General features: G+C 69.4%; 12 protein-coding genes. 5 read left to right on the top strand and 7 right to left on the bottom strand.

Annotated elements, in window-relative coordinates; genetic code table 11:
- Nucleotides 1–7 precede the first annotated feature (7 nt).
- Nucleotides 8–616, top strand: coding sequence for a hypothetical protein (locus Mam01_RS09900; RefSeq protein WP_204285085.1), 609 nt, complete (start codon nucleotides 8–10; stop codon nucleotides 614–616).
- A 246-nt stretch (nucleotides 617–862) separates the two neighbouring features.
- The gene (locus tag Mam01_RS09895) at nucleotides 863–1,429 is read left to right on the top strand and encodes a carboxymuconolactone decarboxylase family protein (RefSeq protein ID WP_204285084.1); all 567 of its coding nucleotides are present in this window, start codon (nucleotides 863–865) and stop codon (nucleotides 1,427–1,429) included.
- Nucleotides 1,430–1,433: 4 nt separating this feature from the next.
- Here Mam01_RS09895 and Mam01_RS09890 read toward each other — a convergent pair whose 3' ends face one another.
- The gene (locus Mam01_RS09890) at nucleotides 1,434–2,498 is read right to left on the bottom strand and encodes a cobalamin-independent methionine synthase II family protein (protein ID WP_204285083.1); all 1,065 of its coding nucleotides are present in this window, start codon (nucleotides 2,496–2,498) and stop codon (nucleotides 1,434–1,436) included.
- 154 nt (nucleotides 2,499–2,652) lie between these two features.
- Here Mam01_RS09890 and Mam01_RS09885 point away from each other — a divergent pair, with 154 nt between their 5' ends.
- On the top strand, nucleotides 2,653–3,087 hold the full coding sequence (locus Mam01_RS09885; RefSeq protein ID WP_191909987.1) for a type III secretion system chaperone family protein: 435 nt from the start codon (nucleotides 2,653–2,655) through the stop codon (nucleotides 3,085–3,087).
- 15 nt (nucleotides 3,088–3,102) lie between these two features.
- On the opposite strand, the gene Mam01_RS09880 is transcribed toward Mam01_RS09885, so the two are convergent.
- The 4 genes from Mam01_RS09880 to nrdR form a co-directional block, all read right to left on the bottom strand.
- The gene (locus Mam01_RS09880) at nucleotides 3,103–3,729 is read right to left on the bottom strand and encodes an NADPH-dependent F420 reductase (RefSeq protein WP_204285082.1); all 627 of its coding nucleotides are present in this window, start codon (nucleotides 3,727–3,729) and stop codon (nucleotides 3,103–3,105) included.
- Between the two features lie 72 nt (nucleotides 3,730–3,801).
- The gene (locus Mam01_RS09875) at nucleotides 3,802–5,151 is read right to left on the bottom strand and encodes a glycoside hydrolase family 30 protein (RefSeq protein ID WP_204285081.1); all 1,350 of its coding nucleotides are present in this window, start codon (nucleotides 5,149–5,151) and stop codon (nucleotides 3,802–3,804) included.
- A 474-nt stretch (nucleotides 5,152–5,625) separates the two neighbouring features.
- A complete protein-coding gene (locus tag Mam01_RS09870) occupies nucleotides 5,626–8,493 on the bottom strand; it encodes a vitamin B12-dependent ribonucleotide reductase (protein WP_204285080.1) in 2,868 nt (955 codons plus the stop codon).
- Nucleotides 8,494–8,602: 109 nt separating this feature from the next.
- Nucleotides 8,603–9,061, bottom strand: a complete 459-nt coding sequence (nrdR, locus tag Mam01_RS09865) for a transcriptional regulator NrdR (protein WP_111697938.1) — start codon at nucleotides 9,059–9,061, stop codon at nucleotides 8,603–8,605.
- Between the two features lie 430 nt (nucleotides 9,062–9,491).
- On the opposite strand from nrdR, the gene lexA reads away from it, so the two are divergent.
- Entirely contained in the window at nucleotides 9,492–10,205 is a 714-nt protein-coding gene (gene lexA, locus Mam01_RS09860; protein WP_373868689.1) for a transcriptional repressor LexA, read from the top strand.
- A gap of 99 nt (nucleotides 10,206–10,304) precedes the next feature.
- Nucleotides 10,305–11,402 (top strand): MalY/PatB family protein, encoded by a 1,098-nt coding sequence (locus tag Mam01_RS09855; protein WP_239101179.1) that lies wholly within the window; start codon nucleotides 10,305–10,307, stop codon nucleotides 11,400–11,402.
- A gap of 9 nt (nucleotides 11,403–11,411) precedes the next feature.
- On the opposite strand, the gene Mam01_RS36505 is transcribed toward Mam01_RS09855, so the two are convergent.
- Nucleotides 11,412–13,058, bottom strand: a complete 1,647-nt coding sequence (locus Mam01_RS36505) for a cellulase family glycosylhydrolase (protein WP_239101178.1) — start codon at nucleotides 13,056–13,058, stop codon at nucleotides 11,412–11,414.
- A gap of 180 nt (nucleotides 13,059–13,238) precedes the next feature.
- Nucleotides 13,239–15,701: a leucine--tRNA ligase gene (gene leuS, locus Mam01_RS09845; protein WP_239101177.1), complete on the bottom strand. Its 2,463-nt coding sequence runs from the start codon at nucleotides 15,699–15,701 to the stop codon at nucleotides 13,239–13,241.
- Nucleotides 15,702–16,052 lie beyond the last annotated feature (351 nt).

Raw genomic sequence — 16,052 nt, 5'->3', positions numbered from 1 at the left:
ATGCGACGTGCTGTCCTCCCACCACAGCTTCACCGCAATCGATGCCGACTCCTGGGTTGCCTTCATCGACGAGTCAGAGTCCAACCAGCGGCTCGACCCCCATGTCTATCTCCTTGCCGCAGTCACCGTTCACTGTGCCGCACTTCCGGTGATCCGCCGACGCATGGCCGACCTCCGCTTGGACGGGCAACGCAAGCTTCACTGGGCCAAGGAGTCCGCATGCCGACGCATGGAGATCATGGCCGTTCTGGAAGACCTCGACGTGCTCTTCGGCGTCGTGGTGCACGAGGGCGACCCGAACTCGAGCATGGAACGACGGCGTCGAAAGTGCCTGGACCGATTGCTTTGGGAGTTGTCGAGGTCAGGAGTCGCAGAGATCGTCCTTGAATCCCGTGAGGCATCGCAGAACAAAAAGGATCGGGCTCTCATGGACGCGCTGCTCGCGCGACGCCGGGTGCCCGAGCGGGCTCGCGTCCGGCACATGGCCGGTGCGCTGGAGCCGTTGCTCTGGGTGGCGGACTGCCTGGCGGGAGCGGTGGTGGCGAGTCGCATTGGAGATCCCGGCTACATCAAGCGACTGGACGGCCGCATCGAGATCCACTACATCGGCCCGTGAAAGCCGCGAGCCCGGGACCCCACCGTCCGGAGGGATCTTCCCGGGCTCACTTCCAACCGCTCCGAGAAGCGGCGGCGTCGTCACTGATAGTACTCGACGTGTGTCCCCGCGTCGAGTGGGTGGTGAGGGCATCGTGAGCGCGGTGGGGGGTCGGGTGAGCACGGGGGGAGTTGTCGCGGGGCGCCGCGCCGTCCGACGCTGCTGGAAGAACGCCTGTTCCTCATCCGCCGGCAAAGGAGAGCGGTTATGCCTCACATCACCCTGGGGTCGGACGCGCCGGGAATCCGCGGCCTCTTCGAGTTCCGCCCCGAGACCGCACGGCCGCTCAACGCGCTCGTGGAGACGCTGCTTCGTGGCGACAGCACCCTGTCGCGGGGCGAGCGGGAGCTGATCGCGGCGTACGTGTCGGCGTTGAACGAGTGCCGCTTCTGCTACTCCTCCCACGCCGCCTTCGCCGCCGCCCAGCTGCCGCAGGGGATGACGCTCGTCGAGCAGGTGCGGCGGGACCCGGCGACGGCCCCGATCCCGGCCAAGCTGCGGGCCCTGCTGGGCATCGCCGCGGCCGTCCAGCGCGGCGGGCGCGAGGTCGGCGAGCAGGAGGTGGCCGCGGCGCTGGCCGAGGGCGCGACCGACCTGGAGATCCACGACACCGTGCTCATCGCCGCGGCTTTCTGCATGTTCAACCGCTACGTCGACGGCCTCGCCACGGTCGCGCCCGACGACCCCGACGGGTACGCCGCCGTCGCCCAGTGGATCGTCTCGGAGGGCTATGTGGCCGAGCCGCCCAAGGTGGAGGCCGCAGCACGCCCCTGACGGGTCACAGCCCCAGCGCCTGCTCGGCGAGCCTGGTGCCCTCCAGCCGAGCGTTGATCTTGGCGAACGCCGTCTCCCGCGACGTCGAGGTGTCGTCGGCGAACGGCGCGAACCCGCAGTCGTCGCAGGTGCCGAGCCGCTCGGGCGGGATGTGCCGGGCGGCCTCCAGGACGCGGTCGCGCACCTGCTCGCTCGTCTCGACCACGGGATCGATCGGATCGACGACGCCGACGAAGATCCTGGCGTCGGCCGGGAGGACGTCCGCGATGACAGCGAGCACCCGCTCCCGGTCGGGCTCGCTGGCGAGCTGGACGTAGAAGTTGCCCGCCCGCAGCCGGAACAGCCTCGGCAGCAGATCGGCGTAGTCCACGTCGGCGCTGTGCGTGGAGTCCTGGTCGCCGCCCGGGCAGGTGTGCACGCCGATCCGAGCGCGCTCGGCCGCCGTGAAGCGCTCCAGCACCCGGTTGTTGAGCGCGACGAAATCGTCCAGCAGGCCGCCGGAGGGGTCGAGCTTGAGCGACAGGCGGCCCTCGGTGAAGTCCAGTTGCACCACGTGGGCGCCCGCGTCGAGGCAGGCGCGGATGTCCGTTTCGGCCTCGGCGACCAGGTCGTCGAGGAACTCCTCTCGGGAGTAGCCGTCGAGGCCCTCGGCCGGATACAGCAGGCTCAGCGCGGAGGGCGCGATCACGGCCTGCTTGACCGGCAGATCCGTGTGCCGCCGGGCGGCCAGCAGGTACGTGTCGGCGCGGGTGGCGTAGCGGAACGGCCCCTCGGCGAGCCGGGGCAGTTGCCTGGTGTGGCCGTCGGCGAACGGGATGACCGCGCCGTCCGGATCGAGGGTCTCCAGTCCCGCGACGGGGTAGGTGGCGAAGCTCGGCTTGGCCTGCTCGCCGTCGACCACGACCGGGCAGCCGATCCGCTCCAGCCTGCCGATGGTGTCGGCGACGGCCTTCTCCTGCAGCGCGGCGAGTTCGCCGTCCTTCACCCGCCCCTCGGCGTGACCGGCCAGAGCGGCCAGCAGGGACGCCGGGCGGGGGATGCTGCCGATGGGTTCGGTGGGGATGCTCATGGCGTGAGCGCAAGTGACGCTTCGTGGCCGTTCAATCACCTTTCGGTAAGCGCGCCTACCACACACCCCGGATCGGTGGCCCCCTCACTCCACTGCCGGCTCGCCTGTCACGACCGCCCCCGTGCCGTACGCCCGATGCGGCAGGATGGGATCCGTGACGCCTTCCCCAGCGGTCGTCCAGCCGGACCGGGAACTCGTCGAAGAGATCCTGGACGAGCTGGACATCGAGCACACGATAGACACAGAGGGCGACCTGGCGATCTCCACCGCCCACCTCACCATCTTCTTCCTGTTCGGCAAGGAGGGAGACCTGTTCACGGTCCGCACCTTCTACGACAGGCCGTACTCGGTGGACGACAAGCCGATGCTGCTCACGGCGCTCAACGAGTGGAACGCCGACACCATGTGGCCGAAGGTCTACACCTTCACCCAGGACAACGGCGCCCTCCGGCTGGTCGGAGACTCCCAGCTCTACATCGGCGCCGGGGTGACCAGGGAGCACCTGAGCACGGTGATCGCCCACTGGGTCAGGTTCTCGATCAAGTTCTACCGCTGGCTCACCGGCCGGATCGCCTTCGAAACCGGCTGACCGGCTGACCGGCGCTCAGGCCTCGGCGAGCGCGGCGCGCAGCTCCGCGACGGTGAGACGCGGGCCGTACGCGGGCCTGTCCCGCTGGAAGCGGCGTCCCTCCGCGAGCGGGCCGGCGTCGACCACGTCGAAACCGAAGGAGTCGATCAGCTCGGCGACCTGCTTCTTCGCCTCGGCGTCGTCGCCCGCGATGGGCAGCGCCCGCCGGTTCTCCGCGCCCGCGGGCAGGCCCTGCTCGGCCAGGTGGACGTGGCTGATGGAGTTGAAGGCCTTCACGACGCGGGCCTCCGGCAGGTGCGCGGCGAGCACCTCGCTGTCGCTGGTCTCGTCCGCGTCGATCTCGGGGAATCGGCCGTCCCGCTCGAAGTAGTAGTTGTTCGTGTCGATCACCGTCTTGCCCTGCAGCGGCTCGGCCGGGACCTCCCGGTAGCGCCCGAAGGGAATCGTGACGACGACGATGTCGCCCGCCTCCGCGGCCTCGGCCGGGGTGGCGGCACGCGCGGCCGGGCCCAGCCGGGCCACGAGTTCGGAGAGCGTCTGGGGCCCGCGGGAGTTGCTCAGCACCACTGAGTGGCCGGCGTCGACCGCCAGCTTCGCCAGGGTGCCGCCGATCTTGCCGCTGCCGATGAATCCGATGACCATGGCTGCGGCAACACGGGAACCACCGATGTCATTCCCGGCTGGCGGAGGCGAGCCGCACCGACACGGGGCGGCTCAGCCGAGGACGATCGTCGTCAGGGCGCGCGGCGCGATCGTCACGCCCTTGTCCCGCAGGGGGATGGGGGCCACCGCGTTGTTCTCGTCGGTCAGATAGGCCCTGGCCCGGCCGTGGCCCTTGATCTTGTCCCAGGTGACGGGCTCCGTACCCGTGTTGAGGATCTCGACGACGCGGGAACCGTCGGCGTTGCGGAACGCGGAGACCTTCAGGCCGGGGTCGGAGGCCGTCGCCCCGAGCCGCACCGCGCCGGGCCTGATGAACCTGCTGTAGGCGGCCATCGCCCACAGCCGCTTCGACACCTGGTAGGTCTTCGTCGTGGTGTCGATGCGGATGAACGCCCTGGTGGCCCCGCTCGAAGCCCCCAGCCAGTAGATGTAACCGGAGACGTCGCCGAGCGTCAGCGCGTCGTTGACGGCCTGCGCGACCGTCATGCCGTCCTGGCCACTGCCGTCGTCCCACTTCTCGTCCCACGTGCTGCCGCCGGGGCCCCACTCCGACATCCACGTGTTGCGGTCCGTCGGCAGTGGGGAGGTCGGGGAGCTGGCGTAGGAGTGGCCGCTGTGCACCCTCACCCAGCGGGCGGCCTCGGGGTCGGCCTCGATCGCCTGCGTGTACGTCTTGGCCTGGTCCCAGCCGAACGAGTCGCAGCACACCATGTTCACGCCCGCGGCCCTGGCGACCGGGCCGAGCACCTTCACGAACCGGGCGGCCTCCTCGGGGGTGAAACGCATGGACTCGTAGCCGGCCGTCCAGTCGGGCTCGTTCGTGAAGCCCAGGTCGGTGATCCTGATGCCTTCCCGCGCGTAGAACTTCGTGTACTGCACGAGATAGTTCGCGTACGCCCGCTGCCACTCCGGCAGCAGCGTGCCGCCGTTCCTCGCGTCGCCGTTGTCCTTCATGTAGCCGGGCGCGCTCCACGCGTCGGCGAAGAAGCGGTTCACCCCGTACCTCTGGGCGGCCCTGGCCATCCAGACCTGGCTGTTGTCGTCGCCGTCCCAGACGTACCTGGGTGGCGCCGTCGGGCCGCCCGGGTCGTCCGGCTGGATCGAGACCATCTGGTCGTACGGGCTGCCCGCCGGCCTCGCTCCGATGCCGAGCCGGAGAATGCTGAGCCCGGCGCCCTTCTCACGGCTGAACCACAGATCGAGGATCTCCTGCTGCTTGTCCTCCGGCAGGGCCTTGATCAGCTCGTTCCGCCGGAACGCGGTGGAGACGCCGAACCCGTCGATCTTCTGGTATTTCACGCTGTTGTCGATGTCGATGGTGACCGTCGACGCGGCCGCCGGCTGTGCCTGCCCGATCAGTGGAGCGACGAGCAGTGCGGCCGCGAGGGCGTGTTTACGCATGGCTACTCCGGTGTCGAGGGGGTTTGCGCGCCCGCGAAGGCACCTCGGGACAGGGCCGGCGTCGCGTGGCCGCGGCGCGGCGTGGAGCAGTCGGTGGGAGGCTCAGGCCGAGGGCGACACCGGATCGGAACACCTACAGAGATAACACGCCGAAAGATTTGACTCAATATGTCAGGAGATTTCCCGAAAATTTCGGTTCATCGCGCCAGGAGAGGAGCACCCGCGATTCGGGCCCGTCTCCCCTGTTCAACGCCATATGGGCGGGGCTGTGGGGGGCGCTCCTCCCGGCCGTACGGTACTGAACGACGCACGCACGACACTCGACGGGCACCGATGATCCGTTCACAGCCCGGAGCGGAAATTATCGCATCGTGATCGAAACTTTCGAGCACCAGCCCTTGCGGTCATCTCACGCGAGGAAGGGGACCGCGGCGAGCCCGCCGGCCCCCTTCGCTCACGGGGTGTGACCCGAGGTCAGCTGCAGCCGCTGGTGCTGCCGCAGCCCTCGCAGACGTAGCAGCTTCCGGCCGGGCGCATCTTCGTGCCGCAGGTCAGGCACAGCGGCGCGTCCGCCGTACGGCCCTGGTGGCTCTCCAGCGAGGCCCCGGACCGGCGCGGCTCGGGCGCCGCCACCGGCTGCGCCACCCCCTCGACCGGCGCGTCGGCGCGCTTGGCCTCGATGGGCGCCGACTGCGCCAGCGCGGCGGTGTCGACGTCCTGGATCGCGCCCGGGTCCTCGCCACGTTGCTGCGCGGCCCGCTCCGAGGCGGAGAAGATGCCGAGGGCCGCCCTGTCCTCGTACGGCAGGTAGTCGAGCGCGAGCCGCCGGAAGATGTAGTCCATCACGGACTGCGCCATCCGGACGTCCGGGTCGTCGGTCATCCCGGCGGGCTCGAACCGCATGTTGACGAACTTCTGCACGTACGTGTCCAGCGGCACGCCGTACTGGAGGCCGATCGAGATCGCCACCGAGAAGGCGTCCATCACGCCCGCGAGCGTGCTGCCCTGCTTGGACATCTTGAGGAAAACCTCGCCCACGCCGTCGTCGGGGTAGGACGAGGCGGTCATGTAGCCCTTGGCCCCGCCCACCGTGAAGCGGGTGGTGGTGCTGGGCCGCTGGTTCGGCATCCGCCGCCGGGTCGGGCGCGCGACCTCCACGACCTGGACGACCGGCTCCTTCTCGGCGGTCTCCGCGGCGGGCGCCTCCTCGGAGGTCTTCTTCGCGATCGACAGCGGCTGGCCGACCTTGCAGTTGTCGCGGTAGACGGCCAGCGCCTTGAGACCGAGCCGCCAGCCCTCCAGGTAGACCTGCTCGATGTCGTCCACCGTGGCCGACTCGGGCAGGTTCACGGTCTTGGAGATCGCGCCGGACAGGAACGGCTGGACCGCCGCCATCATCCGGACGTGGCCCATCGGGGCGATGGCCCGCTCCCCCATCGCGCAGTCGAACACCTCGTAGTGCTCCGGCCGCAGGCCGGGGGCGTCCACAACGTGACCGTGCTCGGCGATGTATTCGACGATCGCCTCGACCTGCTCCTCCAGGTAGCCAAGCTGGCGCAGCGCCCGCGGGATCGTCTGGTTGACGATCTGCATCGAGCCGCCGCCGACGAGCTTCTTGAACTTCACCAGCGCCAGGTCGGGCTCGATGCCGGTGGTGTCGCAGTCCATCATCAGCCCGATGGTTCCCGTGGGCGCCAGCAGCGAGGCCTGCGCGTTCCGGTAGCCGTTCTTCTCCCCGGTGCGGAGGCACTCCTGCCACTGCCGGGTGGCCTCGGCGTGCAGGGCCTTGTCCATGTCGTCGAGCGTGCGCAGGTCGTCGTTGGCCGCGGCGTGCTTGCGCATGACCCGCTTGTGCGGCTCAGCGTTGCGCTGGTAGCCGTCGTACGGGCCGACGATTCCGGCGAGCTCGGCCGAGCGGCGGTAGGACACGGCGGTCATCAGCGAGGTGATGCCCGCGGCGATCGCCCGGCCGCCGTCGGAGTCGTACGCGTGGCCGGTCGCCATCAGCAGCGCGCCCAGGTTGGCGTAGCCGATGCCGAGCTGCCGGTACGCCCGGGTGGTCTCGGCGATCTTCTGCGTCGGGAAGTCGGCGAAGGTGATGGAGATGTCCATCGCCGTGATGATCAGCTCGGTGATCTTCACGAAGGTCGCGACGTCGAAGCTGTCGTCGTCGCGCAGGAACTTCAGCAGGTTGATCGAGGCGAGGTTGCAGGAGGAGTTGTCCAGGTGGACGTACTCCGAGCAGGGGTTGCTCGCCGTGATGCGCCCGGTCTCCGGGCAGGTGTGCCAGTCGTTGATGGTGTCGTCGTACTGCACGCCGGGGTCGGCACACTCCCAGGCGGCCTGCGCCATCTTGCGGAACAGCGACCGGGACTCCACCTCCTCGATGACCTCGCCCGTCAGGCGGGCCCGCAGGCCGAAGTTCGATCCGGCCTCCACGGCGCGCATGAACTCGTCCGAGACACGGACCGAGTTGTTGGCGTTCTGGTACTGGACGGACACGATGTCCTTGCCGCCGAGGTCCATGTCGAACCCGGCGTCGCGCAGCGCGCGGACCTTGTCCTCCTCGCGCGCCTTGGTCTCGATGAACTCCTCGATGTCGGGGTGGTCCACGTCGAGGACGACCATCTTCGCCGCCCTGCGGGTGGCGCCGCCCGACTTGATGGTCCCGGCGGAGGCGTCGGCGCCGCGCATGAACGAGACCGGGCCGCTCGCCGTGCCGCCGCTGGACAGCAGCTCCTTGGACGAGCGGATCCGGGAGAGGTTGACCCCCGAGCCCGAGCCGCCCTTGAAGATCACACCCTCTTCCTTGTACCAGTCGAGGATCGACTCCATCGTGTCGTCCACGGCGAGGATGAAACACGCGCTGACCTGCTGGGGGGAGCGGGTGCCGACGTTGAACCAGACCGGGGAGTTGAAGCTGAAGGTCTGGTGGATCAGCGCGTGCTTGAGCTCGTGGTCGAAGATCTCCGCGTCCTCCTCGGAGGCGAAGTAGCCGTTCTCGACGCCGGTCCTGGTGTAGACGCCCACCACCCGGTCGACGAGCTGCCGTAGGCTCGACTCGCGCTGGGGGGTGCCCACCGCGCCCCGGAAGTACTTGGTGGTCACGATGTTGGCCGCGTTGACCGACCAGAAGGCGGGGAACTCCACGCCGTGCTGCTCGAAGTTGACCGAGCCGTCGCGCCAGTTGGTCATCACGACGTCGCGCCGCTCCCAGCGGACCTCGTCGTACGGGTGGACGCCCGGGGTGGTGAAGATGCGCTTCATCTTCAGGCCCTTGCGCGGACGCCTCGCGCCCCGGCCTCCCACACCCGCCTCTGTGCCGCTCACGGTCTCCGTCATGACTTCCCCCTCCCGGGGCCCGATGGAGCCCCTCTTTCCGACCACGCTCGTTACACCCTCATCGTCGCGCCGCACGGCTCGCTCCTCGCCCCGCCCGCCGGCCCGGCGGCTACTCCCCGCCGCCGTGGGCCGCCCTGAGCCGCTCGATCTCGGCTTCGAAGTCCGCCAGCGTCTCGAAGCTCCGGTAGACCGACGCGAACCGCAGGTACGCCACCTCGTCCAGGTCGCGGAGCGGGCCCAGGATGGCCAGCCCCACCTCGTGCGAGGCGATCTCCGCGGCGCCGGTGGCCCGGATGGTCTCCTCCACGCGCTGCCCGAGCTGGGCGAGGGAGTCCTCGCCGACCGGGCGCCCCTGACAGGCCCGCCGTACGCCCGCGACGACCTTCTCCCGGGAGAACGGCTCGGTGACCCCGCTGCGTTTGCTCACCATGAGCAGCACGGTCTCCTGAGTGGTGAACCTGCGCCCGCATTCGGGGCAGGTGCGGCGGCGGCGGATGGCCGCCCCGTCTTCGGCTGCGCGGCTGTCCACGACCCGTGTGTCCGGGTGGCGACAGAACGGACAGTGCACTTCATCGCCTCCCTGAACGCACATCCCGAACACAAGGTGTAGTGAACTTACACCGCTGTGACTACTAGATGTTGGGGTCCAACGGTAGAAGTGCCCGTCCTTGAACGCAAGTCGAACCGGCCGTGGCGGGGGAAGTTCCTGTTCGCCGCGCGTGTCGCCCCACGCGCCCCAGGCGCATCCCCTGCCCCGGGCGCGGGGGAATAGGCCGTACGGCATTGTCGCGCCCGGATTTCTCCATTGCTTCTGAACTGGGCGTACGACCCACCAGGAAGATCGGGTAAATCGAACACGGGATCGATCGAACTCCCGTACGATGAGGAGAACGGCGAGATCGGCGATTTCGCTGGATATCGAACAATTGTTTGACGGTGATCTTGAATCGCGGTACGGTCGCTCTGTGCGACATGAGGAACACGGATTGAGAGGTGGCATCGTGAGTGACCGAAGTGAGCAGGCGAATGGCGTCGGCGACCTCGCGGTTCGTCGGCGCGACTCGCTTGGCCTCACCCCCAGGCAGCGGAAGATCCTCGAGGTGATCCGCGACTCGGTCCAGCAGCGCGGCTATCCGCCGTCCATGCGGGAGATCGGGGAGGCCGTCCAGCTGACCAGCACCTCCAGCGTGTCGCACCAGCTCACGGCGCTCCAGCGTAAGGGCTACCTCCGCCGGGACCCGCACCGCCCCCGGGCGCTGGAGGTCAGGCTCCCCGGCGAGCCGGTCCTGTGGGTCGACCCGGACGCCGCCGAGGAGGAGAGCGGCTTCAACCGGCCCACCGCGGCGTACGTGCCGCTGGTCGGCCGCATCGCCGCCGGTGGCCCCATTCTCGCCGAGCAGAGCATCGAGGACGTGTTCGCGCTGCCCAAGCAGCTTGTCGGCGAGGGCACGCTGTTCCTGCTCCAGGTCTCCGGCGACTCGATGATCGAAGCCGCCATCGCCGACGGCGACTGGGTCGTGGTGCGGCAGCAGCCGGTCGCCGACAACGGCGACATCGTCGCGGCGATGATCGACGGCGAGGCCACCGTGAAGACGTTCAAGCGCAAGGACGGGCACGTGTGGCTGGTGCCGCACAACCCGAACTACGAGCCGATCCCCGGCGACGAGGCCACCGTGCTCGGCAAGGTCACGGCCGTCCTGCGCAAGCTGTAGGCCCTGTGCAAGCTGTAGACCCTGTGCCGGCGTCCCGCCGCGGGACGCCGGCATGGTTACTCTCGGGATGACCGATATCTGGCGATTAGGGTGAGTCCCGTGAAACTCGACTCGCTCTCCCTGGAGGCCGCCCGCGCCCGTGACGGGATCAAGTGGGCCCTGGCCGCGCCCGGTGTCATCCCCGCCTGGGTCGCCGACATGGACTTTCCCGTGCCCGAGGCGGTCCGTGAGGCCGTCGCGCGACGTGCGGCCATGGATCTCGGTTACCCCGCGTGGCTGGACCAGCCGACCGCCGGGCCGCTGGCGGAGGCCTTCGCCGAGCGGATGGAGGCGAGGTACGGCTGGCGGGCCGATCCCGCGCACGTGCGGTCCTACACCGACATCAACCAGGCTCTCCAGGTGCTGCTGCACCTCATGACCGAGCCCGGCGACGCCGTGGCGCTGCACGTCCCGGCCTACGACCCCTTCCTCGTCACCCTCACCGGGATGGGCCGCCGCCTGGTGCCGATGCCGCTGACGGCCGAGGGCCGGTTCGAGGTCCCCGCCGAGCCCGTACGCGTGCTCCTCCTGGTGAACCCGCAGAACCCGTCGGGCCGGTCGTTCACCCGGGAGGAGCTGGAGGGGCTCGCCGCGTACGCCGACCGGCACGGCACGCTGGTGATCGCGGACGAGATCCACGCCGACCTGACGTACGCCCCGGCCCGGCACGTCCCGTTCGCCACGATCCTGCCCGAGCGGACGGTCACGCTGACCTCCGCCAGCAAGGCGTTCAACATGGGCGGGCTGCACTGCTCGGTGGCCCATCTGGGCGCCAGGGACGTCAGGGACGCGCTCGGCCGTCAGCCCGCGCACATCTACGGCGCGCCGAGCGTCCTCGGCGTGGAGGCCACGGTGGCCGCGTGGCGGCACGGCCACACGTGGCTGGAGGAGGTGCTGGCGATCCTGGACCGCAACCGCCGGCTCATCGCCGAGCGACTCCCGGCCGGGGTGGGGTACCGCGTGCCCGAGGCCACCTATCTCGCGTGGCTCGACTTCGGCATCCCCGACGCCGCCTCCTTCATCGAGCGGGAGGCCCGGGTCAGGCTCAACCCGGGCCCCAACTACGGAGGCGGCGACACGTTCGCCCGCCTCAACTTCGCGACGTCGGCGCCGATCCTGGAGGAGATCCTGGCCAGGATCGCCGCCGCGCTGAAGTGATCCGCTCGCTCAGCTCGCCGCGCAGGTGACCTGCGACGGCACGCCGTTGGTGCCGGACCAGCTCGCGTTGAACCCGAACGCCGTGGACGCCCCGGCGCCGAGCGCGCCGTTGTAGGACATGTTCGTCACCGTGACGTTGGATCCGCTCGCGCTGAGCGTGCCGTTCCAGAGCTGGCTGATGCTCTGCCCGTTCGGGAAGGCCCACTTCACGGTCCAGCCCGAGATGGCGGAGCCGCCCGCCTTCACCGTGACCTCACCCTGGAAGCCGCCGCTGTACTGGTTGACGACCTTGTAGGTGGCGGTGCAGGACTTGCCCCCGTTCCCGCTGGGAGACGAGGACGGAGACGAGGACGGAGACACCGACGGCGAGGCCGACGGGGACGCCGAAGGAGAGGATGACGGAGACACCGACGGTGACGCCGAGGGCGACTGCGGATTGCCGCCCACCGGCGGGATCAGGTACGGCGAGATGATGCTCTGCTTGGCCTGGTCGACGGTGGCCCAGTCGTCCTTCAGGATGCCGCCCGTGTCACCCGAGTTGGGGTTCCACGACCAGTAGGTGAAGGACATGCCGTTCACCCCGGTGCCCAGGTACTTCATGAGCTCCTGGAGCCAGATCTTGTCGGTGTTGCTGGCCAGCGTGGTGCCGAACTCGCCCACCATGATCGGCGCGATGTTCTGCTTGTAGATGTAGCCGAAGTACTTGTCCCAGATGGCCGGCATGTTCGCCGGGTACGTCGGGTCGTCGAACCACGGCTGGTGGTAGACCGACGTGGCGTACTCGTGTGGCGAGTAGACGAGCCGGTTCGCCACGTTCAGCCGGACGGGGAACTGGCCGGCCTTGGTGAGGTTGCCGCCCCACCAGCCGCAGTCCTCGTCGTTGCTGGTGTCGTTGTCCCAGATGTTGGACAGGCCGCCGCTCGGGCAGCTCACGCCCTCCACGAAGATCAGCCAGTTGGGCTGGACGGAGAGGATCGCGTTGCCCGCCCGCTCGGCCGCGAGCCGCCAGTCGCGCGCCTGGTCGCCGCAGCCCCAGCAGGAGCCGGTCGCGTTCGGGTTGGTGCCGTCGGCGTGCGGCTCGTTGTGCAGGTCGGCCCCGATGACCGTGGTGTTGCCGGCGTAGTGCTGGGCCAGCGACTTCCAGTCGGCGATCCAGGTGGACTCCGGCACGGTCGAGGTGTACCACAGCGCCGTCTGACCCGCGCTGGTCGGCCGGTGCCGGTCGAGGATGATCCGCATGCCCTTCTGGCCCGCGTAGTCCACGACCTTGTCGAGGATCTGCAGCGGCGACAGGCCGATGAGATCGGGGTTGGATGCGGTGTTGACGCTCGTCGCCTGCGCGCCCGGCTTCAGCGCGTCGTCGGAGAACGGCACCCGGATCGTGTTGTAGCCCAGGTTCGCCATGAGGTCGAGCTGGCTCCTCCACGGGTTGCTGGCCCACAGCCCGTGGAAGGTCTTGTTGTCGGTCTCCATGCCGAACCAGTTGATGCCGGTCAGCCGGACGGTGGCGCCGGTGCTGTCGACGATCTTGTTCCCGCTGGTGTGCAGGTAGCCGGTGCCCGTGCCGGCCGCGTTCGCCGGTGAACCGGTGGCGACGAGCACGGTCGCCGCCATCGCGACGGCGGTCGCCAGCCCGCCGAGAATGCGTCTGTACAAGACGTGCCTCCCACGAGGGGCGCACGCCACCGGTGAGCCGTACGGTCAGGCGCGCACCCCAGACCACCGCCGGAGCGGTGGTGGTCGCGGCATGCCCTGACCGCACGCCTCATCTGTATGACTGGTTTTGTGGCTCGGGCGTAATTTTGTCCGGACAGCTGCCCGATCGTCAACGTCCGGTCACGGGACGATGTTGACGAGCTTCGGCGCGCGCACGATGACCTTGCGCGGCGCGCCGTCCAGATACGCCCTGACCTTCTCCGACTCCAGGGCCAGCGCCTCCAGGTCGGCCTCGGAGATGTCCGGGGACACCTCCAGCCGGTCGCGGACCTTCCCCGCCACCTGGACCACGGCCGTGACCGACTCCTGCACCAGCAGCGCCGGGTCGGCCTGCGGCCAGCCCGCCTTCGCGACCGACGGCGCGTGGCCGAGCCGCTCCCAGCCCTCCTCCGCGACGTACGGCGCGACCAGCGACAGCATGACCGCCAGGGTCTCGGCGGCCTCGCGGACGGCGGGGTCGGCGGCGCCGGGGCCGGCGTCGATCGCCTTACGGGCGGCCGAGGTCAGCTCCATCATGCGGGCCACCGCGACGTTGAAGCGGTGGCCGTCGACGAGCCGGGTGACCTCGTCGATCGTCCGGTGGGTGACCTTGCGCAGCTCGACGTCGCCGCCGGAGAAGCCCGTCCCCGGGGCGGACGCCGCTCCGGCCTCCGTCATCACGCGGAACGCGCGGGCCAGGAACTTCTGCGACGCGGCCGGCGAGACGTCGGCCCAGTCGATGTCGTCCTCCGGCGGCCCGGCGAAGATCATCGTCAGCCGGACGGCGTCCACGCCGTAGTTGTCGATCTGCTGGCCGAGGTCCACCCCGTTGCCCAGCGTCTTCGACATCGCCTTGCCGTGGTTGATGACCTGGCCCTGGTTCAGCAGGCGCTCGAAGGGCTCGACGAAGTCCACCATGCCCATGTCATGCAGGACCTTGGTGAAGAACCGCGCGTACAGCAGGTGGAGCACGGCGTGCTCGACGCCGCCGACGTACTGGTCGATCGGGCCCCACTTCCGGACCTTCTCCACGTCGAAGGGGCCGTCGGTGTAGTCCGGGTCGCAGTAGCGCAGGAAGTACCACGACGAGTCGACGAAGGTGTCCATCGTGTCGGTGTCCCGCTGGGCGGGGCCGCCGCACTTGGGGCAGGAGACGTTGACCCAGTCCGTGGCGGCGGCCAGCGGCGAGACGCCCTTCGGCTTGAGGTCCGCGCCGCGCAGGTCGGGCAGCGTGACCGGCAGCTGGTCGTCCGGCACCGGGACCTCGCCGCAGTCCACGCAGTGGATGATCGGGATCGGCGTGCCCCAGAACCGCTGCCGGGACAGCAGCCAGTCGCGCAGGCGGTAGTTGACCGCGGCCCTGCCGGTGCCGCGCTCCTCCAGGACCTCGATGATCTTGCCGATCGCCTCGGCCTTCGTCAGCCCGTCGAGCGGGCCGGAGTTGACCAGCGTGCCCTCACCGGGGGTGGCGACGCCGGTCTCGCCCGGGTCGGCCAGGCCGGTGTGCACGACGACCTTCACCGGCAGGCCGAACTTCCGCGCGAAGTCGAGGTCGCGCTGGTCGTGGGCGGGCACCGCCATGATCGCGCCGTGGCCGTAGTCGGACAGCACGTAGTCGGCGGCCCAGACGGGGATGCGCTCCCCGCTGACCGGGTTGACCGCGTGGATGCCCAGGAAGACGCCGGTCTTCTCCTTCTCGGTGGACAGCCGCTCGATGTCGGAGAGCTTGGCGACCTCGGCGCGGTAGGCGGCCAGCGCCTCGGCCTGCTCGGGGGCGACGATCTCCTCCGCCAGCGGGGCGTCCGCCGCGACGACGAAGAACGTCGCGCCGTACAGCGTGTCGGGGCGGGTGGTGTAGACGGTGACCGGCTCGTCGCGGCCCTCGATCTCGAACCGGACGTCGGCGCCGGTGGAGCGGCCGATCCAGTTGCGCTGCATCGTCAGGATGCGCTCGGGCCAGCCGTCCTGGATCCGCGCCATGTCGTCCAGCAGGCGGTCGGCGTAGTCAGTGATCTTGAAATACCACTGGGTCAGCTCGCGGCGGACGACGTCGGCGCCGCAGCGCTCGCACTTGCCCGCCACGACCTGCTCGTTCGCCAGCACGGTCTGGTCCTGGGGGCACCAGTTGACCAGGCCGCCCTTGCGGTAGGCCAGGCCCCGCTCGTAGAAGCGGGTGAACAGCCACTGGTTCCAGTGGTAGTACTCCGGGTCGCTGGTGTGCAGGCGGCGCGACCAGTCGAAGGAGATCGCGTACCGCTTGAACGAGTTCGCCTGCGTCTCGATGTTCGCGTATGTCCACTCGGCCGGGTGGGCGTTGCGCTTGATCGCGGCGTTCTCGGCGGGCAGGCCGAAGGAGTCCCACCCGATGGGGTGCAGGACGTTGTAGCCCTTCTGGAACCAGTAGCGCGCGACGACGTCGCCGATCGCGAAGACCTCGCCGTGGCCCATGTGGAGGTCGCCGGAGGGGTAGGGGAACATGTCGAGCATGTACTTGCGCGGCCTGGTGTCCGCGGCGTCCTCGACCGCCGCGAAGGGGTTCGACTCCTCCCACCGCGGCAGCCACTTGGCCTGCAGCGCCTGCGGGTCGTACACCGGCTCGTCCACTTCCACTCCTCGCCCGGCGGCAGAATCAGGGTTGATGACGCCCGCCCGGGCAACCCCTGCCATACGATCGGGGCGGCCCGCGCCTGCGCTCTCACGCGCCGAGCTGTGAGACAGATGACCCCGTGTGGGGTGGCGCAGTGCAGGGTGGCGGCACGCGTGTCAAGCGTAGCGCAGTCGCCCATGTGGCCGCGGTTTCGATCATCCGGGGCTGACCTTGCGTGTCAAAGTGCGATACCCGATGGTGATAGTTCCGTTGTGACCTCTTATGTCCGCTCGCTTACTGTGCTTGCGTGGCCAACTCTTTCCCGCCTCCGGACTTGCCGATGCAGGACCCGCCCACCGACCCCACCG

Source organism: Microbispora amethystogenes, assembly GCF_016863015.1.
GTDB classification, from domain to species: Bacteria; Actinomycetota; Actinomycetes; order Streptosporangiales; family Streptosporangiaceae; genus Microbispora; species Microbispora amethystogenes.
Note: the sequence above shows the minus strand (reverse complement) of the source record. Positions and strands in the feature narration are given on the sequence as shown.

What these genes read in the sequence shown, in the direction of transcription:
- Mam01_RS09895 (WP_204285084.1), top strand. Translation starts at nt 863, where the DNA reads ATGCCTCACATCACCCTGGGGTCGGACGCGCCGGGAATCCGCGGCCTC.
- Mam01_RS09890 (WP_204285083.1), bottom strand. Translation starts at nt 2,498, where the DNA reads ATGAGCATCCCCACCGAACCCATCGGCAGCATCCCCCGCCCGGCGTCC.
- Mam01_RS09880 (WP_204285082.1), bottom strand. Translation starts at nt 3,729, where the DNA reads ATGGTCATCGGATTCATCGGCAGCGGCAAGATCGGCGGCACCCTGGCG.
- Mam01_RS09875 (WP_204285081.1), bottom strand. Translation starts at nt 5,151, where the DNA reads ATGCGTAAACACGCCCTCGCGGCCGCACTGCTCGTCGCTCCACTGATC.
- Mam01_RS09870 (WP_204285080.1), bottom strand. Translation starts at nt 8,493, where the DNA reads ATGACGGAGACCGTGAGCGGCACAGAGGCGGGTGTGGGAGGCCGGGGC.